Source organism: Caproicibacter sp. BJN0012, assembly GCF_035986805.1.
Taxonomy (GTDB): domain Bacteria; phylum Bacillota; class Clostridia; order Oscillospirales; family Acutalibacteraceae; genus Caproicibacter.
Genome location: NZ_CP142518.1, coordinates 2,256,342 through 2,276,680, shown reverse-complemented (window position 1 = coordinate 2,276,680; position 20,339 = coordinate 2,256,342). Strand labels below are relative to the sequence as shown.

The following is a 20,339-nucleotide window of genomic DNA, read 5'->3' as shown; positions in this document are numbered from 1 at the left end:
TAGAAGCAGTTTTATCGAAAAAAATAGAAAGTGGATGACACCTGTTGCAAAATCGACTATAATAATAATGAATTTAGTGAGATAAATTCGTGACAATAATATTTAGGTGGAATAGATATGAAAATAGATCGTAACAACCGCTTCGGCGGACGAAAGGCAAAAATATCCCGCATTTCAATTGTGGATCAGGTCTGCGATTCAATTAAGCAGGACATTGCCGATGGAATCTGGAAAACGGGAGACAAGCTTCCCTCGGAAGCCGAATTTGCCGAGATTTTCGGAGTCAATCGGCTCAGTGTCCGTATGGCCCTTCAAAAACTAAATACGCTGGGGATCATTGAAACCCGTGTGGGGGAAGGTTCTTTCATACGCGATTTTTCCCTTAAGCCAATTCTCAATGAGATTTCTATCTTCTATGAGGGAAGCGACCAATATCACGATGTGCAACAGTTGCGCAACCTTCTGGAGTATGAGTGCATGAGGCTGGCAGTGCATTCCGCCACCGAGGAGGAGAAAAAAGCGCTCAAAGCGGCACTGGACGATTACAATCAGTGCGCACTGGCTTACTCCCTGAATCCCGATGACCAGCAAGCGCTCGCGCAGACTGTGGATGCAGATTTCAATTTTCATTATAGTGTAGTGAAAATGAGTCACAACAGACTTTACAAGGACATTTATTATATGGTCCAGCAGCTGATCCGGGGCCACATTACCGAACTGGTCAGCACCCGGGCCCACCGCCGCCGGAACGCCGGGCTATCTCCTTTGGGCAAGAGTGACACGCATAATAAGATCTACAACTGTATCATCAATTCGGACCTGGAGGCGCTTCATCAAGCCAATGAGGAAATGCTCGGCATTGTTCCTGTTCAGGGGCTTGACGTTTTTGATTGATCCACTGCTTGCACCCGGCAGGGCGTTTTTCGAGCGTAGGAACGGCAAGCTCTCGGACGAGGAGATATCGAGCTTGCCGCGGCACAACCAGGGATAGCCCCGTTACACGCGGTTGGGTGTTTCGATACTCTGGGCAATCCGCGCTTGATCGTGGTCAGCTGTCCCTGTTTTAGTTTATCTTTTTGGTACTATAAAAAAGGATAGCCTGTAAGTAAACAGTGGTTTTTTCTGTCTACTTACAGGTTATCACTTTACTTGCCGGAGGTCATGACTTATACAGACTCTTGACACATATCCGAAACGCGTTAGGATAGGATGTTCGGTTTTTGTTTCATTCTTCTCCAAATGGTCGACCGGCTGATACCAAGACGTTCCGAAACATTGCTCAGATTTCCGTTTTCCATCTGGATCGTACGGCGGATAACATTGTCAATGATCTCATCGAGCGTCTTGCAAGAAGAAAAAGAATCGCCGATGCCGTTTGCGGCGGGTTCCTCTTTCAAAGCTTCGGAAACGGCTTCCGCGCGGATCGTGGGCCCGTCGGAAAGCAGGATCAGTTGGAATATGATCCTTCGCAGCTGATTAAGATTCGTAGTCCATTTAAATTCGGTCAGCAACTGAAGAGCATCTTCTTCAATGGTCACAACCTGTTTTCCATATTTGAAATTTGCTTCGTTCATATAGTTGCTGGCTAAATCCTTCATATCTCCGGGGCGTTCCCGCAGACTGGGAAGATGGATGCGGTATTCGCCGAGAAGTCGTATGAGTGTTTTAGAAAAGCACCCGGTTGTGGCCGTTTCCGGCGGTTCGTTAAATGAGGACAGCACAAGATGCTTCTCGAAAAACCCCGGTTCACTTAGCAAGGGAGTTAGAAGCTGCTGGTTTTCCTCACTTAATTTGCTTGCCATTCGTATATAAAAGGTCAGCGAATGATCGGACCGTATCATTTCAATTACGCTTTCTACACTGGCCCGGTTGGCTTTTTCCCCATCCAGCGTAAGGAAAGACGCATTCCTGTTGCTAAAGGAATGAATCAGAACTGCAAGCGCATCTTTTCCTGTTCCAACTTCCCCGGTAATCAGAACGGGAAGGTGAAGGTTTCCGAATTTTAGTGCTTTCGCATATACTTCTTTCAGGTAGATACTGTTCCGCCCTAAAATCGAAACGGAAAAGTCGGAAGGATTTTTGGGATTGGATACGGAAACTCCGGCTATCTCTTCCTTCTTTGCAGGGCGCTGCGAAAGGAAGAAGACCACATAAAGATTGAGATTTTCATCCGCAATACGGCTTGCGCTTATTTCCCAGAAAATATTTTCGCATTTTAGCAGGAACTGCCATTTCCCAACTTGCAATACCTGGTTTAATGAATCCGAAAGGTTCTGAAGAAGCGCTTTTTGTTGTTCTGCAGGAAGCTTCGTCTCGACCGCATGACCTTTCGCGTCTAGGATGGTATAATATTGCGGGATGTTAGAAAGAGCTTGCTCCAGCAGATTAAGCTTCGACTGATATTCGACAAGATACCCAAAGATCTTCTGAGCTTCCTCAAAAGCTTTTCGCACGCTTTCTTCGCCGGATGTGAGCAGAATGGCCGTGAAGCCCATTTCCCGGGCCTTTTCCTGCGTGACAACGTCGCCGATGATTACCTGATAATTTTCCTCGCGCAGCTGATTCAGCAGTTGCGCAAGTTCTTCCGAACTATTTATAGTGAAGATATCAATAGAACTCTGCATGAGGTTTTTTATCGCTTGGGCTCCCGACGTAATACTGCGGTAGCCGATCATCGCGGATTTGCCGGAAAAGCCGCTAGCAAGCGTAATAATCCGCATATAGTCGTACCCTGAAATATCAATTCGCACGACTGGCACGGATACACTGCGTTCGATCATTTCGGCGGTACCGCCTCTGGACAGGATAATCTGACTGCTTTCTTGCACCCCTTTCAGGGCCGCTTGAGCTCCTTGCTCCAAGTTGGCGACGACCGTATGGATTTCAAACTGAGTGTATTCGTCTGAAAGGGACTGCACCAGTTCCTTTAGGCCCTCGTAAGGAGCAACGACAAGCAACTTGATTTTAGACATTGATATCCTCTACCTTCCAAATGTACCTAATATTCATCACGCGGCTGTATCGGATACCTTTCCCTGGGGGGAAAGTACCGGTCAGAAAATGCTATGAAGGACAGTACTCTACATCCCCTGTTTACAGGAGTGCGGAGCACTGTCCATTCGTTTATCCTTTAGGCTTCAAATTACAGATAGGGCTGATAACTCATATAAAGGTTGTCCTGTTCTTTCAGGTTGGAAAGCGTATCCTGCAGGTTCAGGACATAGGGGTTCTGCATGCAGTAGCTGTTCACTATCTTTTTCCAATCGTCGCTCTGTCCCACTTTCAGAATTGCGTCATTCATTGCTTTGAGGAGCGCCGAATTCGTATTTTTCGGCGCCAGAATAACATATTCGGTGTCGATTTTCAACTGTGGGACATATTTGCTTGCGCATTCCTGATCCGGCATAAGATCCGGAGCCTTGCTCATAACTGTGCAGAGCGATTTCAGCTTTCCGCTTTTGATATAATCGGCCGCGGTCGAATAGGGCAGGGAAGTGCAGTCGATTTCGCCGCCCAGCAGAGCGGTCAGACGGGTGGCGCCGTCGCCGGCCTCCACAACATTGAATTGAGTGCCGCCCAGGTTTTTGAGAACGCAGGATTCAATGTAAACGCCGCCGCCGGTGGAAATGCCGAATTTAATGCTGTTTGGTTTCTTCTTGGACGCATCGATCAGCTCTTTCAGGTTTGTATAAGGGGCGTCCGCGCGCGTTACGATGTTTTCGCCGGACTGCTTCCCGTAAATTGCCACGGGTTCAAAAGCCTCATAGCCGAAGTCGACCAGTTTGGTCGCCTTGTTGCCGCACAGGGCCGCCGTGTTGCCGCAGATAAAGGTATATCCGTCGGTTGGGCCGTCCTTATACTGCGTTGTGCATGTCGCGCCGTTCGAGCCTCCAACGCTGGTAACGGCAATGGAAACGCCGAGGACCTTTTCCAGAGACGATGCCAATTTCCGGGCCATGTAATCCGTATCGCCGCCGGAAGCGTGCGTGCAGTAGAAGTTGATAGTCTTTTTGGGCCAATCGACGGCTGCCGTCTGACTGGAGGCGGAGGCTGCCTGCCCGCCTGCGGAACCCGCCGGGGCACTGCCTGCGGAAGATGTCCCGCCGCTGCAGGCCGTTAATGTCATGACTACGCTCAATAAAGTCGCTAAAGCCAATACTCTTTTCATAATACAATTCCTTTCTCAAAATATTTTTATCTATAGCCATTACGTATCGGTTGCCGATGCTGCCTCCGTTTCCGACGCATTCACCTCTTTACGATAGGCGCGGAGCGAAAGAATAACCACTACGACCGTAACGGCAATAAACACAAGAAAAATGGGATGCCCCAAAAGGGAATCCGTCTGGATCAGCTGGGAACTTTTGCGTATGTTGTTTTCAAACATCGGACCAAGGATAAAGCCGAGGATCATGGGGACGGTAGGAATCTTCGCCTTGACCAGCAGATAAGCCATCAGCCCGAAGCCGACGACGGAATACGCCTCGAACACCTGGTTGTTGTCCCCGATCGCTCCGATGCAGCAAAGGACCAGAATCAACGGAAGCAGGTAATTCTTTGGAATGCGCAGAACGGAAATGAAGAATTTCATTCCGAACAGCATGAACAGCATCATGAACAGGGAAGACAGGACCATGGCGAAGAAAATGCCGTAGAGGACCGCGCCGCTGTTTTGGTAGATCAGCGGGCCGGGAACCACGTTATGGATCTGCAGACCGCCGAGAAGCATCGCGGTCGCCGCGTCGCCCGGAATGCCGAGGGACAGCAGCGGGATCATCGCGCCGCCTATGGTGCCGTTGTTGGCTGTTTCAGACGCCACAACGCCGTCGATAATGCCGGTCCCGAATTTTTCAGGGTATTTGGACATGTTCTTTGCGACGGTATAGGAGAGCACACAGGAAACGCCGCCGCCGATGCCCGGCAGGATGCCGATGCCGATGCCGATGAGCGCGGAACGGAGAATATTGAACCACTGGCCCAAGAGCTCCTTTGCAGAAACGCCGCCGCCGCGCATTTTAACGTTGGTATTGATGACGACCTTTTCCGGTTTATGGACCTTTTCGGCGAACGCCATGAATTCGGGGATTGCGAACAGGCCGATCAAAAGTGTCAGCAGCTGCAAGCCGTTGTTGAGGTGAAAGTTGCCGAACGTAAATCGGGGGCGGCTGTCGATCGGCGCAAGCCCGACCGTTGCAAGGAGGCAGCCGAGGACCGCGCTGATCAGGCCTTTCGGCATATCCCTGCCCGTCAGTGCAATGACCATGCTGAGGGAGAAAACCGACAGGGCGCAGTACTCGAAGGAACCGAACTTCAGCGCGAAGTCGCAGAGCACGGGGGAGATCAGGATCAGCATCGCGATGCCGATCAAGGTGCCGATGAAGGAGCAGATGACGCCGGTGCTCAGGGCTTTCGCGGCCTGACCCTTATCGGCCAGGGGTTTGCCGTCAAAACAGGTTGCTACCGAGGACGGAGTGCCGGGTATGTTCAGCAGGATCGCGGAAACCAGGCCGCCCGAAATTCCCCCGATGTACAGGGCGACCAGGAGGTTGACGCCTTGCGAGGAAGTCATCGAGTACGTCACCGGCAGGAACATGGCGATCGCCATGGTTGCAGTCAACCCCGGGATCGCGCCGAACACGATTCCAATCACGGTTCCGACGGCGATCAGCAGAATGATATACGGGTTCATCACAATTTGTAAGCCTTGCAGAATCACTTTTCAATTTTCCTCCTTAACGATAGAATTGGATTTTTAAAATTTCCGAATGTCCGGAAAATGTTTGTCGGTCCCTCATAGGCTGAAGATTCCGCTGGGCAGCAGAACATTTAGAAATTTGTTGAAGATCTCGAAAAGCGCAACCGACACCACGGCGGAAGTCAGCACGGCGGGAACGATGTTTTTCTTCCACTTTTCCACGGGCGTCAGAAGCAGGATTTGCAGAAACAGGTATACGATCGTGGTAATGATAAACCCAACCGATTCCATCAGCGCCACATAGAGCGTCATCAAAATGAAACTGCCGACGACCTCACGCCTGTCCCAAATACTTTCCCAAAGCTTCTTCCAGAAAGGCTCCGCCGGCGCCGCGGATTTCTCCTGGACGGCGGAACTGTCCGAAGCAGCCGGCTTCGCAAATCTTTTGCTGTTCCTCCAACCGCGGAAAATCAGGAAAAGTGCGAGGACCAGCATGACGCCTCCCCACAGCCCGGGGACGAAATGATTATCCAGCGGCGTTGCTCCGGTGCCCTTGAACGCATTAATTTTGGGAATCTGTAAAAGATAGAAAATGGAAGACAGAGCCAGAACAATACCCGGGACAATGTCAATCTTACAGCTTTTCTGCTTCATTACTTGTCTCCTCCCTTCAAAAAATCTTATGCAAAATCTATGAGATTGTCTTCTTTGTCGAATCTGAATCTGCGGGGTTCTTCCAGAACATCCACATGTTCGTTGAGCCTTGCTTCATCAAGCATGGTTTCTGAAATCATAATCGTCTGGAGTGACAAAGTGTTTTTAATGTACACGATGCGCACCTTGTTTTTATCGATCCCGGTCAGCGTCTTGATGGCCGCCTGGATCGCCATTTTATCGTTCTCGAGGATCATTGGTATTTTTCCTACGCTCAGTACCGTGGAAGTAAGCATATTGAAATAGGCTGCATTGGTATCCAGCTTTTCAAACGTGCGGTTGGTGGTTGTGTCGGCCATTCCAAGCCCGACGAAGCTCCCGTGAGATTCGTCGCTGATATCCAAAACGACTGTGCGCTGCTTTTTCAGTCCGCCGGAACAATAGGGTGTAGCAAACGTTCCCGTCACATTTGGGTCCATACCGCTCCCGGAGAAGTTTTTCCCAATCTCATGCACGATCAGGACGTCGGCCTCTGGAAAGAATATTTTCGGCATTCTGCCCTTGGCATACCGTAAAAGGGCGGGTTCCTTTTTAAAGATTTCCTCGCGTTTCAGCAGTTCGATGCGGCAGGTCTGGTCAAAAGAATTTTCGATAATACCAACGCCAAAAATAATATTGCAAGCATCAAATACTACTTTTGCGTAAGCCGGCAGGCGCTCCGCAAATTTTCCGAAGCCAGCGCTGTGAAGAGAATCCGCACCCTGGCGCTTTCCCATGCCGATTGCCATCATCTTGATCAGCCCGGATTCGTATTCCCCGCGGAATGCAGTATGCGCCTTGATGCGCCCTACCACAATAACAGCGTCGGCATCGGCTGCAAATTTGTCTGTGTAAACGGGATCGCCGTTCTCCAGATGCCCGACCAGCTTTGTTTCCATACTGGAACAGATCGGGCAGCCACAAAAGTTCTCCGTAATGCCGAGGCTCGCCAGAATCGCTTTCTGACCTTCGGCAGTTGCGCCGCCGTGACTGCCCATTGCCGGGATAATACAGGGATCGCCTCCGTGCAGCTTTACGAACGAGGCCAGTTCCCTCAAAATCACATTCGCGTTCGCAATCTGGCGGCTGCTTCCCGTTAAAACCACTTTCATGCCGGGTTTGATCCGGCTTCCGAATTCGTCATTCTGGAGTATTGCATGCATATATCCCGCAACGTCTTCAATATGGTCCGCATCGAACTTCTGCCGTACCAGACACATCTTTGGCAGTTCAATACCGGAAAGTATTTTGCGAATCTCAGACTGTTCCTTAATTTTCATGATGCATCCCTTTCAATTTCGCTTGCATTTGACATAAGCTGAACCAAATCCATTGCTTTTTTAAATTCCGGTAGCGGGTCAAATAAAAACAGTTCACTCGTAACGGGATACAGCGGATTGATGCGAAATCCTAAAAATTTTCCGCGGCAAAGCATGGTAAGCTTGTTTTCCTGTACCCTCAAATAGATATTGCCGTATTCAGAGGCCAATTTTTTTAAAAATTTATCCGTCCGGTACGTTATTTCACGTTCTTCTTCAACATTACCCGCCTTTATGCAAACGCTGGAATGAATGGTTTTCTGGAACTCGACTTGGATAAAACAGCCGTTGAACATCTCATTTTGGCGATCAATACAAATCGGGAAAGCAACATCCGCAATTTCAACGCTGCAATTTCCAGAAGAGCCGCAGACCAGCTCCCTGCTCAAAAAAGCCTTGTCGGATTTCATGGGGAAAAGGTCCGTATCGGCGACTTGTCTTTTTTGTATTCCTCGGCCCGGCTCGTAGGTATAGTCCTTTAACTTTTTACCGAAGATATTTTTTAAAACAGCCTCACGGATGCTTAACCTATACCGCTTGCCCAGTGGGCGTACCACCGTCAAATACACAGAAATGCAGACCGCGATGCCCAGATATCGCAACCTTTCGTCCGTCAGATACAAAATCAGAAGGCCGGCGGCCAGCAAAGCAAGAAAATAAGCGATATTGGCCGTCAGCATCTGCCTGCGTGCTTTCTGCAGACTTTCTAAGCATCCTTCCATCCCGAAAACCTCCCCCATCGAACCGTTTCCTGCAGTAGTTATTTATTGCTCCATTTCGGATGATTGTAAACGGATCTGTCCGCGACATAGGGCCATTTTTCACCGCGGCAGACGGTAAGGCAGCCTTTTACGCACATGGTGGCCATTTTGATAACCGCTTCTCGTGTCTGTGCGGCGGAATGAGGACTGAAAATCAGATTTGGCGCATTCATCAGTTGACCGTCCGGACTGGGAGGCTCGCTGCAGAAAACATCCAGACCGGCTCCGGCAATGCTCCCTTGCCGCAAAGCTTCGGCCAAATCACTTTCATTCACGATTCCCCCTCTGCTGCAGTTGATCAGCAGGGCTGTCGGCTTCATGCTGTCCAGTTCAGGTTTTCCGATCATGTCTCGGGTTTTATCGTTCAAAGGCACGTGCAAAGTGACAACGTCGCAGTCTTTCAGCAGGTCGCGATAGTCTTCATAATAAACGGCGCCCATGTCTTCGATCTGTTCCCTGCTGAGAAACGGATCATACCCCGCGGCCGTCATGCCGCAGCCGGTGCAGATCTTCAATACCTCATGGCCGATGGCACCTAAACCGACGATGCCGATCTTCTTTCCTTCCAATTCAAATGCTTTGTGTGCGTCCCGGATTTTCCAGTTGCCTTTTCCCATTTCCACTTGCCCTTCATAGAGATTCTTGGCAAGAGAAAACATCATGGCGACCGCGTGCTCCGCGACGCTGCGGCTGTTCGCTCCCGGAGTGATTACGACAGGAATGCCCAGCTCCGTCGCTTTCTTTACGTCCACGCTGTCGTAGCCGACCCCTGGACGGCCGATTACCTTCAGGTTCGGGCTGTTTTCAATCGCATGCCCGTCACATTTGGCGATGCGCACAATCAGTGCATCCGCGTTCTTCATCTGGTCCAGGTACTGGTTCGGATCCGGATTATCCGCGATGTAAATGTCCGCCGCGCCGTCCAGCAAGGCGAGGCCTTCCTTGCAAACGGCCTGAGTCATGACAAATTTCATGCTTTTACCTCCTTGCGATGCTGCGCCATGCGCAATGCGTAATCGATCGAATTGACCAGGCTCAGTTCGTTTGCCACGCCGGTTCCGGCGTGGCCGAAAGCGGTGCCATGGTCAACGCTGACGCGGATAATGGGCAGTCCGAGAGTGACATTGACCCCCGCCACCGCTTCCCACTTTTTTTCCTGCTTGTTATAGACGAACCCGATCACCTTGAGAGGAATATGCCCCTGGTCGTGATACATGCAGACCACGATGTCATACCAGCCGCCTAAGGCTTTGGAAAATGCGGTGTCGGGAGGAAGAGGGCCGATCGCGTTGATTCCCTCAGCCTGAGCGTCCCGGATAGCCGGCATGATCTCATCAATTTCCTCGCGGCCGAACATGCCGTCTTCACCGGCGTGAGGGTTCAGGCCGCAAACCCCAACCTTCGGCCTTTCTATGTCGAGCGCTCTGCATCCCTGATCGGCAAGACGGATAACATCCAGAACTCTTTGCCTTTTGACTCGGCCGCAGGCCTCCCGCATAGAAACATGAGTTGAAACATGGATCACACGCAAATTATCGTTCGCCAGCATCATTGCGTATTTTTCCGTACCGGTATATTGGGCATAAATTTCCGTGTGCCCGTCAAAATGGTGCCCCGCCAGGTTCATAGCTTCTTTGTTCAGCGCATTGGTTACAGTTGCGTCAATCTCTCCTTTCATCGCTAGGTCGATGACTTTTTTTACGCACTGAAACGCAGCGTTTCCGCACATTGCGCTGACCTTTCCGTACTGGAATTTGCCCATGTCGACAAGATCCAAATGGAGCACGTCCACACTGCCGAATTCATATTTGCCCTCGGAAGGTTTGGACACCCGATTTAACTTAATTTCAGGATGATTGGTTACGCGCAATGCGTCCCGCATACACTGAATATCTCCAACGACCAGAGGTCTGCACCGGTCGTAAATTTCCTTTTTGGCCAGCGCGCGAATGGTAATTTCCGGGCCGCAGCCCGCGGGATCACCCATCGTAATGCCAATGATTGGTTTGCTGTTCACTTTATACCTCCTAACGTCCAGAAACGAAAGCAAAGATCATAGGCCTGTCAGACACCCGCAATTTTTCGCTTTTGCTCCGCCAGTGGCGAACCTCTGGCGGAGCAAAGTATTTTTTGCGCGGCAATTTCGTGCTTTTTCTGCGGCCGATGAAATCACTTTTAATGATGATTCCGTTGCGTATGGTTTAACCCTGAAGGTTTTTTTTGAATGCTTCGTACTGTGCCTGGATTTCTTTGGTCTTCTTGGCAATTGCTTTCTCCTCTTCAGGAAGGATGGTGTCCTGTGGATAGATGACGCGTTTATCCGTAAAGCCCAGCAGAGAAAGAGCAAATTTGTTCGCGGCGGTTGCGTTTTTCGTCATACCGAGTATTTTTGATGTCTCGCGCAGCAGGAGATCATATCTCATCGCGAGATCGGTCTTTTTGTCGCGCCCCGCTTCATACGCTTTTACAAAAAGCTCCGGGAACAACGGCGCTATGGAAGGAACAAATCCGTCAGCTCCCAGCAGCATGCTGGGCATCGCATAGGCGGTGGTCCCTTGCAGGACTGCGAAATCCTTACCCTCAAAATAGGTCAGGCACTTCATAAAGTTTTTGAAATCTCCGGAGCTGTCCTTTAAGCCGACCACATGGTCAAATTCAGAAATTTTAAAGATTGTTTCCGGCGTAAGCTTCAGTCCGGTAAACATTGGAATATTGTATATCATCAGGTCTATGTTGGTTTCCTTTGATATCTTTTCAAAATGACGGACGGTTTCATCCTGCGAAGTATGGCGGTCATAGAAGATGGATGTAATGACGGCGCAGGTTCCTCCCATTTGCTCTAAACGTTTGATGTTTTCAATAACCCGGCGCGTGCTGGTATCCATAACGCCCGCCATGACCGGGACCTTTCCCTTGGTTTGTTCAAGCGTGATCTTGATCGCATGATCTCGTTCCTTTTGCGTCAGCGCCATGGTTTCCCCATTGCTCCCGGCGACAAAGATGCCGTGCAAACCGCCTTTTATGCAATAGTCCAATAGTTTGCGGTAGCCTTCTTCATCGACATTTTCGTGCTCGTCTACCGGGGTGATGATTGGGGGAATAACACCATAATATTTTTTTTCCATTTTACTAGTCCTCCTAAAAAAATTATATAGTAGAAACAGAATGAGAGCCTTTTATTATGGGGAGCATGATACGGACCATTGCCCTTTCACAAAACTTCCTGATAAATTTCCCTGATTTCTTCTAAACTCAGTTTCTTTCTGTTATTGTTCAGCAGCCTGGTCACTTTGCTGCCCGAATCCACAAGAAAATCGAGATCGGAAGCCGGTACGCCAAAACTTTTCAGCGATTTCGGAATCTTTGTGAACGCCACAATTTCGCTGATCCGGTCAATGACGCGGCCGGAGCGTTCTGTTTCCGACCTTTTTGAAAATGCCGGTTCGATCGCGTCGCATATGGCCGCAAGCCTGTCCGCGCATGCGGACATGTTATGTTTCATAACAGGGGCAAACAAAATGGCGTTGGAAACGCCGTGAGCAATATGGTAAGCTCCCCCCAACGGGTAGGAGAGCGCGTGGACCGCAGTAGTTCCAGACGAGGTAATCGCTACGCCTCCGTAAAAAGCGCCAATCAGCATGTTGTTTTTAGCCTGTATATCGTCCGGTTCCGCATAAGCCCTTTCAATGTTGCCGAAAATCAGTTTTGCACCCGCCAGTGCAAAGACGTCGCTGAAATGATTTGCCTTATTGGAAGTGTAGCATTCCACACAATGGGCCAGCGCGTCAATTCCGCTCGATGCGATGATTTTCGGGGGCAGGCCGGCAATCATTGCGGGGTCCAAAATAACGGCGTCGGGAATCATTTCATCGCTGACAATACCGACTTTCAGTTTTTCCTCCGGAACGGCAACGATCGCGTTGCAGGTTGCTTCCGACCCCGTGCCGCAAGTGGTCGGCACCATGACAGTATAAACTTTCTTGGCCGCGGGGGAACTGTCTTTCAGAAGATCGCGGACCCCGTATTCGGAATTTCGCAGAACGGAGACCAGTTTTGCCGTATCCATTGTGCTTCCGCCGCCGACTGCAAGGATCAGGTCGCATTTCATGTCCGAAGTTTCATCCAACACCGACTGCACGTCGTCTGCGGTTGGCTCTGGGACGACGTGGTCGATGACTCGATAACTTACGCCGCATTTGTCCAGGACGTCCGTTGCCGGCTTGAGTACACCGCATGTATGTACACCTGGATCGGTAAACAAAAGCACATTTTCAATTTTTCTTTGCTTGACTATTCCTGAGAGGATCTGAATGCTGTCGGATCCTCCATAAACAGAAGAGGGCATTTTAATTTTGTAGTTCATTGCTTTTCTCCTTCTTTTCTGATCGTTTGATTTTCAAAGTGGATAAGGCGTCGCTTAAATTTTTGAGATAGCTGATAATTCGAATCAAGATATCTCCATCGCCGAATCCGCCTGATTTTGTAACAATCGTCATGCCGTTGGCCGATCCGCCGACAATCTTGCCGATGGGTACACCGGCCGATATTTCGTCATGCAGTTCGATCCCATCGGCGTTCAGGGCTTTGCACACCTGAAAGGAAGTGTCTCCTCCCGTCGAGATCACCGTGCGGAATCTGATTTTTCGGTAAACTTCCTCCACGGTTTTTCCCAAAGCCCGCGTGATGCAGACGTCATCGCTGTCCTGGATCTGCTGCTGCTTTCCTGGCTTTTCGGGGAATAGGCTGCTCACAGCGAACAGGATCAGCGAATGCCCATTTTCAGCAAGATTGAAAATCTTGTTCCGGCAGCGTTCAATTTCACGGTCTTCCTCCGCCGGATCGTGCCCGATAAGGGCCGTGTTGATCGTGACGATAGGCGTTTGGTAAAACTCGGAAATGCTTTTAAGCTGGCGGGCGGTCTCTGGTCTCCGCGAGCCGGCTACAACCAGTATTACATCGTCGCTTTTTGCTTCCCACTGCAAAAAGTTCGCATATTTCTCCATCCTGCAGAGATATTTTGCAAATCCCGCGCTGCCGCAGAATATAATTTTTCCCGGCAGGTTTTCGGCGGCTTTGCTGATAACCTCAAGATCTCGGTCTGTTGTGGCATCGAAAACAAGAACTTTGTCACCGTTCCTATGTTTCGCTTCGATGAGTTTACTCAGTTCTTCCGGATCGCGCCGTATATCTTCAAGGCAGATGTTTCCGACCGGATAGCGGGAGAAATCCTGGAAGATCTTTATAACGTTGATCTCCGCTTCCCCGTCGGCTTTTAATACACCGCCGATCAGTTTCCGTCCGTTTTCCGGAAAGCTGGGGACCACCAGGGCGATGTCGGAATCCATGGCGTCAATTACGGCATCGAGTTCAACGGCCGGATTCCCTCGGAGAAGTGAATCGATTTTTTTGTATATGTACTTAGGGTTCAGGCGAACAATTTGCAGTGTTAGATCGTGAATCTTTCGGTAGGCCTCTTCGGAAGAAAGCAGTCTTGTATTTGCGTTGATGGACACTACATCGTATTTTTCAAGCCATGAGCGGAATTTATCGTCTTCGCAATTGTATTCTGTTTCCACAATCACGCGGTACCCGTTCTTTTCGTATTTAACGCCGGTATCGCTTGCGCCTGTTAAATCGTCCGCGATAATAAAAATCATCTTTCTCAATTCCCCTATTTTGTAAGTTTCAATTTGAAACATTATTTAGAATATTTGTAATTGTCTTTCAACATTTCTCTTGTCTAAACAAATATTATACACATAAGTATTAAATTTGCAATAGCTTTACAAAATAAAAATTTTAATTATAAACAATTTTAAATATCATATGTTTCGTTTTGAAACAATTTAAGCCGATAAGAATTAAGATGGAACAATTGGTTTATGCTCCTCACGGTTTTATACGACTGACCAACCGCTGCGCGCGCAATAAAAAGTAAGGGCCTGTGTTGATTAGATCCGGCAGCGCACTGAGTCATAATGAACCGGATCCGAGAGGGTCTGAGCGTTAGGAAGCTCTGTCAGCGGCGAACCTTTAGCGAAGAGCGAGCGGTGAAGCGCGAAATCACAAGCCCGAAAGGATGCATCCGGACGAATCCCGCGTTGGCTTGAATCCAACGCGGGGAGCCAAAGAAGAGGGCCTATGCAAAGCATAGGCCCTCTTCTTTGTTTTAAAATCTGGATGTTGGACGTACTCGGCTTCGGTGGAAGCTGTTTTGGGTAACGGTCATGGTTCCGGCGGCCCGACATGCTTTCGGGCTTCCGGGTGTCCCATTTGTTTCATTGCTGCTACAAATTTTGGGCTTCCGTTCTTAGTATGATGTTCTCATAGACATCTCTTACCGCTTCTAAGTATTGATAACCATTGTCTTTATCCGGCTCCAGGTAAGCGCTTTCGGCCCATTCATTCCATGCATTGATAAAGATGAACCTGTCGTTTCCTTCGGCGATGCATTTTTTTGCTAAATCGCCCAGATGTTTTTTGAATCCTTCCGGAGTGCTCCCAATGCAGACACTGCCCCTCATTCCCACCCTGGAGGTATTATCCCAGTCGGTAAAGGCCCCGCAGAATTTTTCCCTGTTTCCATAGGTGCTTTTACGTTCAAGAATTTTTTTCCAGACTTCATCAAATTGGAAGAGATGAAGGGTTTTGTAAAAGCGATGCTGGCTCCAGGGCGTGTACCCGCCGAACAGGGTTACGCAAGGCTCGAACTCGATGCATGCATCGGAGTTCTCCATATAAAGGGAACCTTGAATCGCGTTTAAGGTCTCAGCGATAAACAGGCCGTCGAACCCGTTTTCTTTCGCAAGCTTTTGCCAATAGTCGGCCATTGCTTTACCGTTTTCTATGTGAGCCGATAAATACAATGCAATCAAGGGCCTATTGTTGATTTTAATATATCGCTTATCCTTGAAAAAGGGCAGCAGATAATCAAAATGCTTTTTCCATTCTTCCGGACCGCCGTAAATTTGAGGCATTAAGATTTCCCTGCTGCCGCCGTCCCAATTTCTTGTCCACGGCTCGTTTGCCCAGGAAACACAAAAATTCATGTCGATCTCTTTATGCTCCAGCAAAAGTTCCATCGGCTTTTCCAGCAGCATTTTTCCGCCAAACCAGTAATGGTAAAAGCACAGGCCGTGAACATGATATTTTTTCATCAGTTCGGCCTGCCATTTCAGGGCTTTTATATCCGTAAGATCATAATAATTGTGATTCAGGGGTTCTCTTGGCTGTCTGTGGCCCTGAAAAAGAGGGACCGCCTTTCTTGTATTTGTCCATTCAGTGAACCCCTTTCCCCACCATTCATCGTTCTCCTTGATCTGATGGAACTGGGGGAGATAAAATGCGATAAATTGTAAAGCTGAATCGCTTTTTGCCAACTCAGACATCTCCTGCCGCATCTTGTAAAATCAACCCGCATTGTTTGAAATTTTGTTTGTTGTCGGGAGTTTATGTTCCGCGACATATTCTGTTTTTTTCAGTTCAAAAATAAATTGAAAAATGTTTCCGAAGTCTTGGTTTAAATAGGATTCCGGAAGCTGGTCTGCAAAGGGAGGCCGGAAGTATTCATTGATAGCATCCTCTGTCACGGGGGTGAATCCTGCTTCGGCACACATTTTTTTCAGGGAAAAATATGTATAAAACCTTAAGTGCGTCTGATCGAGCAATCCATACTCTGCATATTGGAACTGATTGTGCAGAAGCCCGTAGATGACTGAATTGTGCGCTACGTTAGGTACGGAAATGAGAATCGAGCCGTCATCTTTCAGCAGGTTTCCTGCGGCTTTCAGCACTTTTGCCGGATCTTTCAGATGCTCCAACACATCGGCAAAAATCGCGCAGTCGAATTTTACATCTTTAAATTTTTGAGTCCATTCCAGTGTTTCGATGTCGCCTTCCCAGGAATCCTGAGCGAACTGCCGGGCGAACTGAAGCGCCTGGGAGTCGATTTCGCATACATATACCTTGCACCCCAACTGGTTTTTCATGTAATTGGTCATAATGCCTGAATAGCATCCCAATTCCAGCACGGTAGACTGAGGTTTTACCATTTTCAGAATGACTGTCTGTGACCTCCGTACGTCCATATTGAGGTGAAAATCATATTTCATTGTTATCATCCCCGCTTCCGTTATAAATTGAATTTCTTTCTTATATATTATATGTGACGACTGTGGCATCCGATCATTGTCCCTGCGGCTTCGGAAAGGAAAGCTGTTCAATCGGCCGCGGTCCGTCAGTCTAATCTGGAGATGAGAACATTGGACCATGCTGGAAAAACCGCGATTATCATCCTCACCTACAACAACCTGCAATACAATAAAGACTGCCTGGCAAGCATCCGAAAATATACCGCAAAGGATACCTATGAAATCATTGTGGTCGACAACAACTCCACGGACGGAACCAGAGAGTGGCTGCAGGAACAGCCGGATATCAGGGTGAAACAAAACGACAGCAATGTCGGCTTCCCGAAGGGCTGCAACATGGGGATCGCTCTCGCGTCCGCCGGCAGCGATATCCTGCTTCTGAACAACGACACGGTGGTCACCGCAAACTGGCTGGAAAACCTCAGAACCTGTCTGTACAGCGATGAAAAGATAGGCGCCGCAGGCGCGGTGAGCAATCATAATGAAAATCTTCAGGGCGTGGATTTCAGCTATGCGGACCTTGCCGAGATGCAGCGCCTCGCGGAAAAAAACAATGTTTCGGACTGCGAAAAATGGGAAGAAAAGATTTTTCTGATCGGATTCTGCATTCTGATCCGGCGGGACGTTTTGGATCAGATCGGGCCGCTTGCCGAAGAGTATTCGCCGGGCTATGTCGAGGATAACGACTTTTCCCTTCGGATTTTGTCGGCGGGCTACAAGCTGATGCTGTGCCACGACTGCTTTATCCACCATTATCTCGGTTCGGAATTCCGGAGGGACCTGACTAAATTTTATCCGGTTCTCTCAAAAAACAGGGAGATCTTTTTCCGGAGATGGGGTTTCCAGACTTACTGTTTCGACGAGGTGGACTATGCTTCGCTGAGAATATTCAGCGAACCGGAACGGGAAAAGCGGATCAAGGTGCTGGAAATCGGGTGCGGGCTCGGACTGGACCTGCTGAAAATCAAATACGCGTGCCCCAACGCTCTGCTTTACGGCGTGGAACCCGACCGGAGCAAGGCTTCCATTGCCGGCCGTGTTGCGCAGGTGACATCCGATCCCATAGAAGCTTTTCCGTACTCTTTTTCGGAAACTGATTTTGATTACATCCTGGTCGGAAATGATCTGGAAAAGTCGGAAGCGCCTGAGCGTTTTCTCTCCGAAATCAGGAAACTTTTGAAGGAAGGGGGAACCGTTATCGCGAAATTCCAGAATGTGATGCATTACAGCGTCATTCGCGACCTTTTACAGGGAAACTGGCAGTACGCAGGGAACGGGCTGCTGAGCCGTTCCAACCGCTCCTTTTACACCCTGAATGATATTCAAAAACTCTTTGACCGCTGCGGATATCGGAATCCTTATGTCTTTCACTGGTTTTCCATGCCCTCAGAGGAGGAGAAACGATGGATCGAAAAAGTTTGTGATATAGCGGACGAAAAAAAATCCTATCTTTATTGCACCTATTTATACTCGGTAAAATATCAAAAATGATTCTGGAATGACTCATGCGGTTCCGCTTTTTTTGTATTCAGCTCGTTGAATCGGTTTTGAATCAGAGCGAGGTTCTTTTTCAGGCGTTCATCGTTCGGCGAATAGGAAAGCGCCGCCTTCGCGTGTTTGAGAGACTGATCCAGCATCCCAAGCCAATAGCAGCTGATTGCTCCGAGATCGTCCGGGGTATAGTCCCAGGAATAATCCATGTTCACGTAGGTCTTGGAACGCTGCTTGATTTTCAGAGCTTCTTCGACCATGTAAAAGGTCAGGGCCCAGTCTTGGCGGAAGTAGCCCAGCAGCGCAAATTCAATGTATGGGTCCCGCATGTGGGGAGCTTCCGCGATCGCGCGGTAATACCACCGGTAGGCTTCAGCGTTTTCGGAAAGTTTGGAATAGGAGCGCGCGATCCACCGCATGGCGGCACACCTTTCCTCATTCCATAACGCCGTCCTGAGGGTCAGATACCGCTTCAGAGTGTCGATGCATTTCTGCCACTCGCCTTTGTACATATATTCCCGCCCAAGATAATAATTCATCCGGTCGTTTTCCGGTTCTTCCTGAACCGCGGTTTCCAAAAGAGGCAAATAGGAGGAACGTGATTTGCAGTCGTCGGGATAATGGTTTAAGACCATACCTTCGATGAAGACAACTTTTTCAGGTGCTTTTCCGACATATGTCAGATATTCATGCACCGGGCACACCCATTGATAATCTTTTTTTGCATGGACTTTAAAGTATTCGAATTGAACGCCCGGGGTCCCGTCGGGCTTCAGACTCCAGTTATAGATGTACTTCCCCCTTGTGGCCCCCTTGACCCACGCTTTTTCCAGGCTTTTTCTCCATCCCCGCACAAGAACTTCGTCCAGGTCGGTACAGACGCAGATATCCGCGTCGCCGGGGACATGGGAAAGCGAAAGGTTGCGGGCCGTGTCAAACCGCCACGGCTCAACTTTTTCCTCGTAGACGACGGCGCCCCTTGCGCGGAGCTTTTCCGCGGTCCCATCCGTCGAACCGGTGTCGGTGACGATGATTTCATCCGCTTCTCCCATGGAATCCATCCAGCGGTCTACGAATTTAACTTCATTTTTACAAATGGCGTATACGCATATTTTATACTGGTTCATGGAGTCCCCCCGCTTTCTGCCTGACAATTTCCAGATTATTTTTCAGCCTTTGATCGTTCGGACTCATATCACAGGCTTTTTGAGCGTGCTCAAGCCCTTTACGGTATAATCCAAGCCAATAGCAGGCGATTGCCGCATAGTCGTCGAGCAGAAAACCCCATGCCTGCGGCTCCAGCAGATAGCTTCCTGTCTTTTTCGTGATTTTCAGCGCCTGATCCGTCATGAAATAGACAAGAGGCCAGTCGTTTTGGGAATATCCCAGCCTTGTCATCTGAAGGTAGGGCTCCCGCACATGAGGACATTCCGCAATTGCCCGGAACAGCCAGGCCTTTGCCTGTGTAAGATCATTTTTCCTCTGGTAACTTTCGGCGATAAAGCGCATGGAAGCACTCCGCTCTTCGTCCCAGGTCGCGGACGGCATTTTCAGATGGCGCTGCAGCGTGTGGATGCAGTCGTCGAAGCGTTCGTTGTACATATATTCTCTGCCGAGCCAGAAAACGGCTCTGTCGTCGTTTGGATTTTCCTGCACGGAGAGTTCCAGAAGAGGAAGGTACTGGCTTCTTGATTTTGCCGGGTCGGGGTGATGATTCAGGACAAGCCCGGGTACAAAAACCGTTCGGTCTGGGTCTTTCCCCTTGTATTCCAGAATTTCGTGGACCGGATGGACCCAACGGAAATCTTTTCTTCGGTGAATTTTCTCCATTGCAAACTGCTTCTCCGGAGTGCCGTCGCTTCGATATGCGTAAGTGAACAAATATCTCGCCCGTGTATAAGAGGGCCTCCATACGGCTTCCAGCTTTTCCCGCCATCCTTTTTCGAAAACTTCGTCCAGGTCATTTGAGACGCAGAGATCGAAATCTTTCGGAATATGATCCATTGCTTTATTTCTCGCGGTGTCAAATCGCCAGGGGTTAATCTGATCCGTATATACGGCCGCACCCCTGTTTCTGAGTTTTTGAACGGTCCCGTCGCTTGAGCCGGTGTCAAGCACAACGACCAGATCGGCTTCACTGACCGCATCCATCCAACGATCAACGAATTTTTCCTCATTTTTTGCAATTGCGTAAACACAAATCTTATATCTGCCCAATATAGCATCCCTC

Annotated in this window: 17 protein-coding genes; 2 read left to right on the top strand and 15 right to left on the bottom strand. The window is 49.2% G+C overall.

The window, feature by feature from the left end; all coding sequences use genetic code 11:
* Nucleotides 1-180: 180 nt before the first annotated feature.
* Nucleotides 181-894 (top strand): FadR/GntR family transcriptional regulator, encoded by a 714-nt coding sequence (locus VA597_RS10960; protein ID WP_326974576.1) that lies wholly within the window; start codon nucleotides 181-183, stop codon nucleotides 892-894.
* A 305-nt stretch (nucleotides 895-1,199) separates the two neighbouring features.
* Here VA597_RS10960 and VA597_RS10955 read toward each other — a convergent pair whose 3' ends face one another.
* The 13 genes from VA597_RS10955 to VA597_RS10895 all read right to left on the bottom strand — a co-directional run bounded on the left by VA597_RS10955 (nucleotide 1,200) and on the right by VA597_RS10895 (nucleotide 16,783).
* The gene (locus VA597_RS10955) at nucleotides 1,200-2,972 is read right to left on the bottom strand and encodes a sigma-54-dependent transcriptional regulator (RefSeq protein ID WP_128742863.1); all 1,773 of its coding nucleotides are present in this window, start codon (nucleotides 2,970-2,972) and stop codon (nucleotides 1,200-1,202) included.
* 170 nt (nucleotides 2,973-3,142) lie between these two features.
* Nucleotides 3,143-4,126 carry a Bug family tripartite tricarboxylate transporter substrate binding protein gene (locus VA597_RS10950; protein ID WP_128744306.1) on the bottom strand — a complete coding sequence of 328 codons (984 nt, stop codon included), beginning with the start codon at nucleotides 4,124-4,126 and terminating at the stop codon, nucleotides 3,143-3,145.
* 81 nt (nucleotides 4,127-4,207) lie between these two features.
* The gene (locus tag VA597_RS10945; protein ID WP_326975683.1) at nucleotides 4,208-5,689 is read right to left on the bottom strand and encodes a tripartite tricarboxylate transporter permease; all 1,482 of its coding nucleotides are present in this window, start codon (nucleotides 5,687-5,689) and stop codon (nucleotides 4,208-4,210) included.
* Nucleotides 5,690-5,791: 102 nt separating this feature from the next.
* Nucleotides 5,792-6,349: a tripartite tricarboxylate transporter TctB family protein gene (locus VA597_RS10940; RefSeq protein ID WP_128742859.1), complete on the bottom strand. Its 558-nt coding sequence runs from the start codon at nucleotides 6,347-6,349 to the stop codon at nucleotides 5,792-5,794.
* 26 nt (nucleotides 6,350-6,375) lie between these two features.
* Complete coding sequence (locus tag VA597_RS10935; protein ID WP_128742857.1) at nucleotides 6,376-7,668, bottom strand: lactate racemase domain-containing protein; 1,293 nt, start codon at nucleotides 7,666-7,668, stop codon at nucleotides 6,376-6,378.
* On the bottom strand, nucleotides 7,665-8,429 hold the full coding sequence (locus VA597_RS10930; RefSeq protein WP_205703163.1) for a hypothetical protein: 765 nt from the start codon (nucleotides 8,427-8,429) through the stop codon (nucleotides 7,665-7,667). Before VA597_RS10930 ends, VA597_RS10935 begins: the two co-directional genes overlap by 4 nt.
* A 38-nt stretch (nucleotides 8,430-8,467) precedes the next feature.
* Nucleotides 8,468-9,442, bottom strand: coding sequence for a hydroxyacid dehydrogenase (locus VA597_RS10925; protein ID WP_128742854.1), 975 nt, complete (start codon nucleotides 9,440-9,442; stop codon nucleotides 8,468-8,470).
* The gene (gene pdxA / locus VA597_RS10920; protein ID WP_128742852.1) at nucleotides 9,439-10,485 is read right to left on the bottom strand and encodes a 4-hydroxythreonine-4-phosphate dehydrogenase PdxA; all 1,047 of its coding nucleotides are present in this window, start codon (nucleotides 10,483-10,485) and stop codon (nucleotides 9,439-9,441) included. The genes VA597_RS10925 and pdxA overlap by 4 nt, the downstream gene beginning before the upstream one ends.
* Before the next feature lie 184 nt (nucleotides 10,486-10,669).
* On the bottom strand, nucleotides 10,670-11,593 hold the full coding sequence (locus tag VA597_RS10915) for a dihydrodipicolinate synthase family protein (RefSeq protein ID WP_128742851.1): 924 nt from the start codon (nucleotides 11,591-11,593) through the stop codon (nucleotides 10,670-10,672).
* A gap of 86 nt (nucleotides 11,594-11,679) precedes the next feature.
* Nucleotides 11,680-12,831 carry an iron-containing alcohol dehydrogenase gene (locus VA597_RS10910; RefSeq protein WP_128742849.1) on the bottom strand — a complete coding sequence of 384 codons (1,152 nt, stop codon included), beginning with the start codon at nucleotides 12,829-12,831 and terminating at the stop codon, nucleotides 11,680-11,682.
* Nucleotides 12,815-14,167 carry a four-carbon acid sugar kinase family protein gene (locus VA597_RS10905; protein WP_128742847.1) on the bottom strand — a complete coding sequence of 451 codons (1,353 nt, stop codon included), beginning with the start codon at nucleotides 14,165-14,167 and terminating at the stop codon, nucleotides 12,815-12,817. Before VA597_RS10905 ends, VA597_RS10910 begins: the two co-directional genes overlap by 17 nt.
* Nucleotides 14,168-14,755: 588 nt before the next feature.
* Nucleotides 14,756-15,856 carry a glycosyltransferase WbsX family protein gene (locus VA597_RS10900; RefSeq protein ID WP_128742845.1) on the bottom strand — a complete coding sequence of 367 codons (1,101 nt, stop codon included), beginning with the start codon at nucleotides 15,854-15,856 and terminating at the stop codon, nucleotides 14,756-14,758.
* A gap of 21 nt (nucleotides 15,857-15,877) precedes the next feature.
* Nucleotides 15,878-16,783, bottom strand: coding sequence for a class I SAM-dependent methyltransferase (locus VA597_RS10895; RefSeq protein WP_128742843.1), 906 nt, complete (start codon nucleotides 16,781-16,783; stop codon nucleotides 15,878-15,880).
* Between VA597_RS10895 and VA597_RS10890 the strand changes: the two genes are divergently transcribed.
* Nucleotides 16,730-18,109: a glycosyltransferase gene (locus tag VA597_RS10890; protein WP_164919035.1), complete on the top strand. Its 1,380-nt coding sequence runs from the start codon at nucleotides 16,730-16,732 to the stop codon at nucleotides 18,107-18,109. The genes VA597_RS10895 and VA597_RS10890 overlap by 54 nt on opposite strands.
* Here VA597_RS10890 and VA597_RS10885 read toward each other — a convergent pair.
* Entirely contained in the window at nucleotides 18,100-19,236 is a 1,137-nt protein-coding gene (locus VA597_RS10885; RefSeq protein ID WP_128742840.1) for a tetratricopeptide repeat-containing glycosyltransferase, read from the bottom strand. The two genes, VA597_RS10890 and VA597_RS10885, sit on opposite strands and share 10 nt — an antisense overlap.
* Nucleotides 19,223-20,326, bottom strand: a complete 1,104-nt coding sequence (locus tag VA597_RS10880; RefSeq protein ID WP_128742838.1) for a glycosyltransferase — start codon at nucleotides 20,324-20,326, stop codon at nucleotides 19,223-19,225. The genes VA597_RS10885 and VA597_RS10880 overlap by 14 nt, the downstream gene beginning before the upstream one ends.
* Nucleotides 20,327-20,339 lie beyond the last annotated feature (13 nt).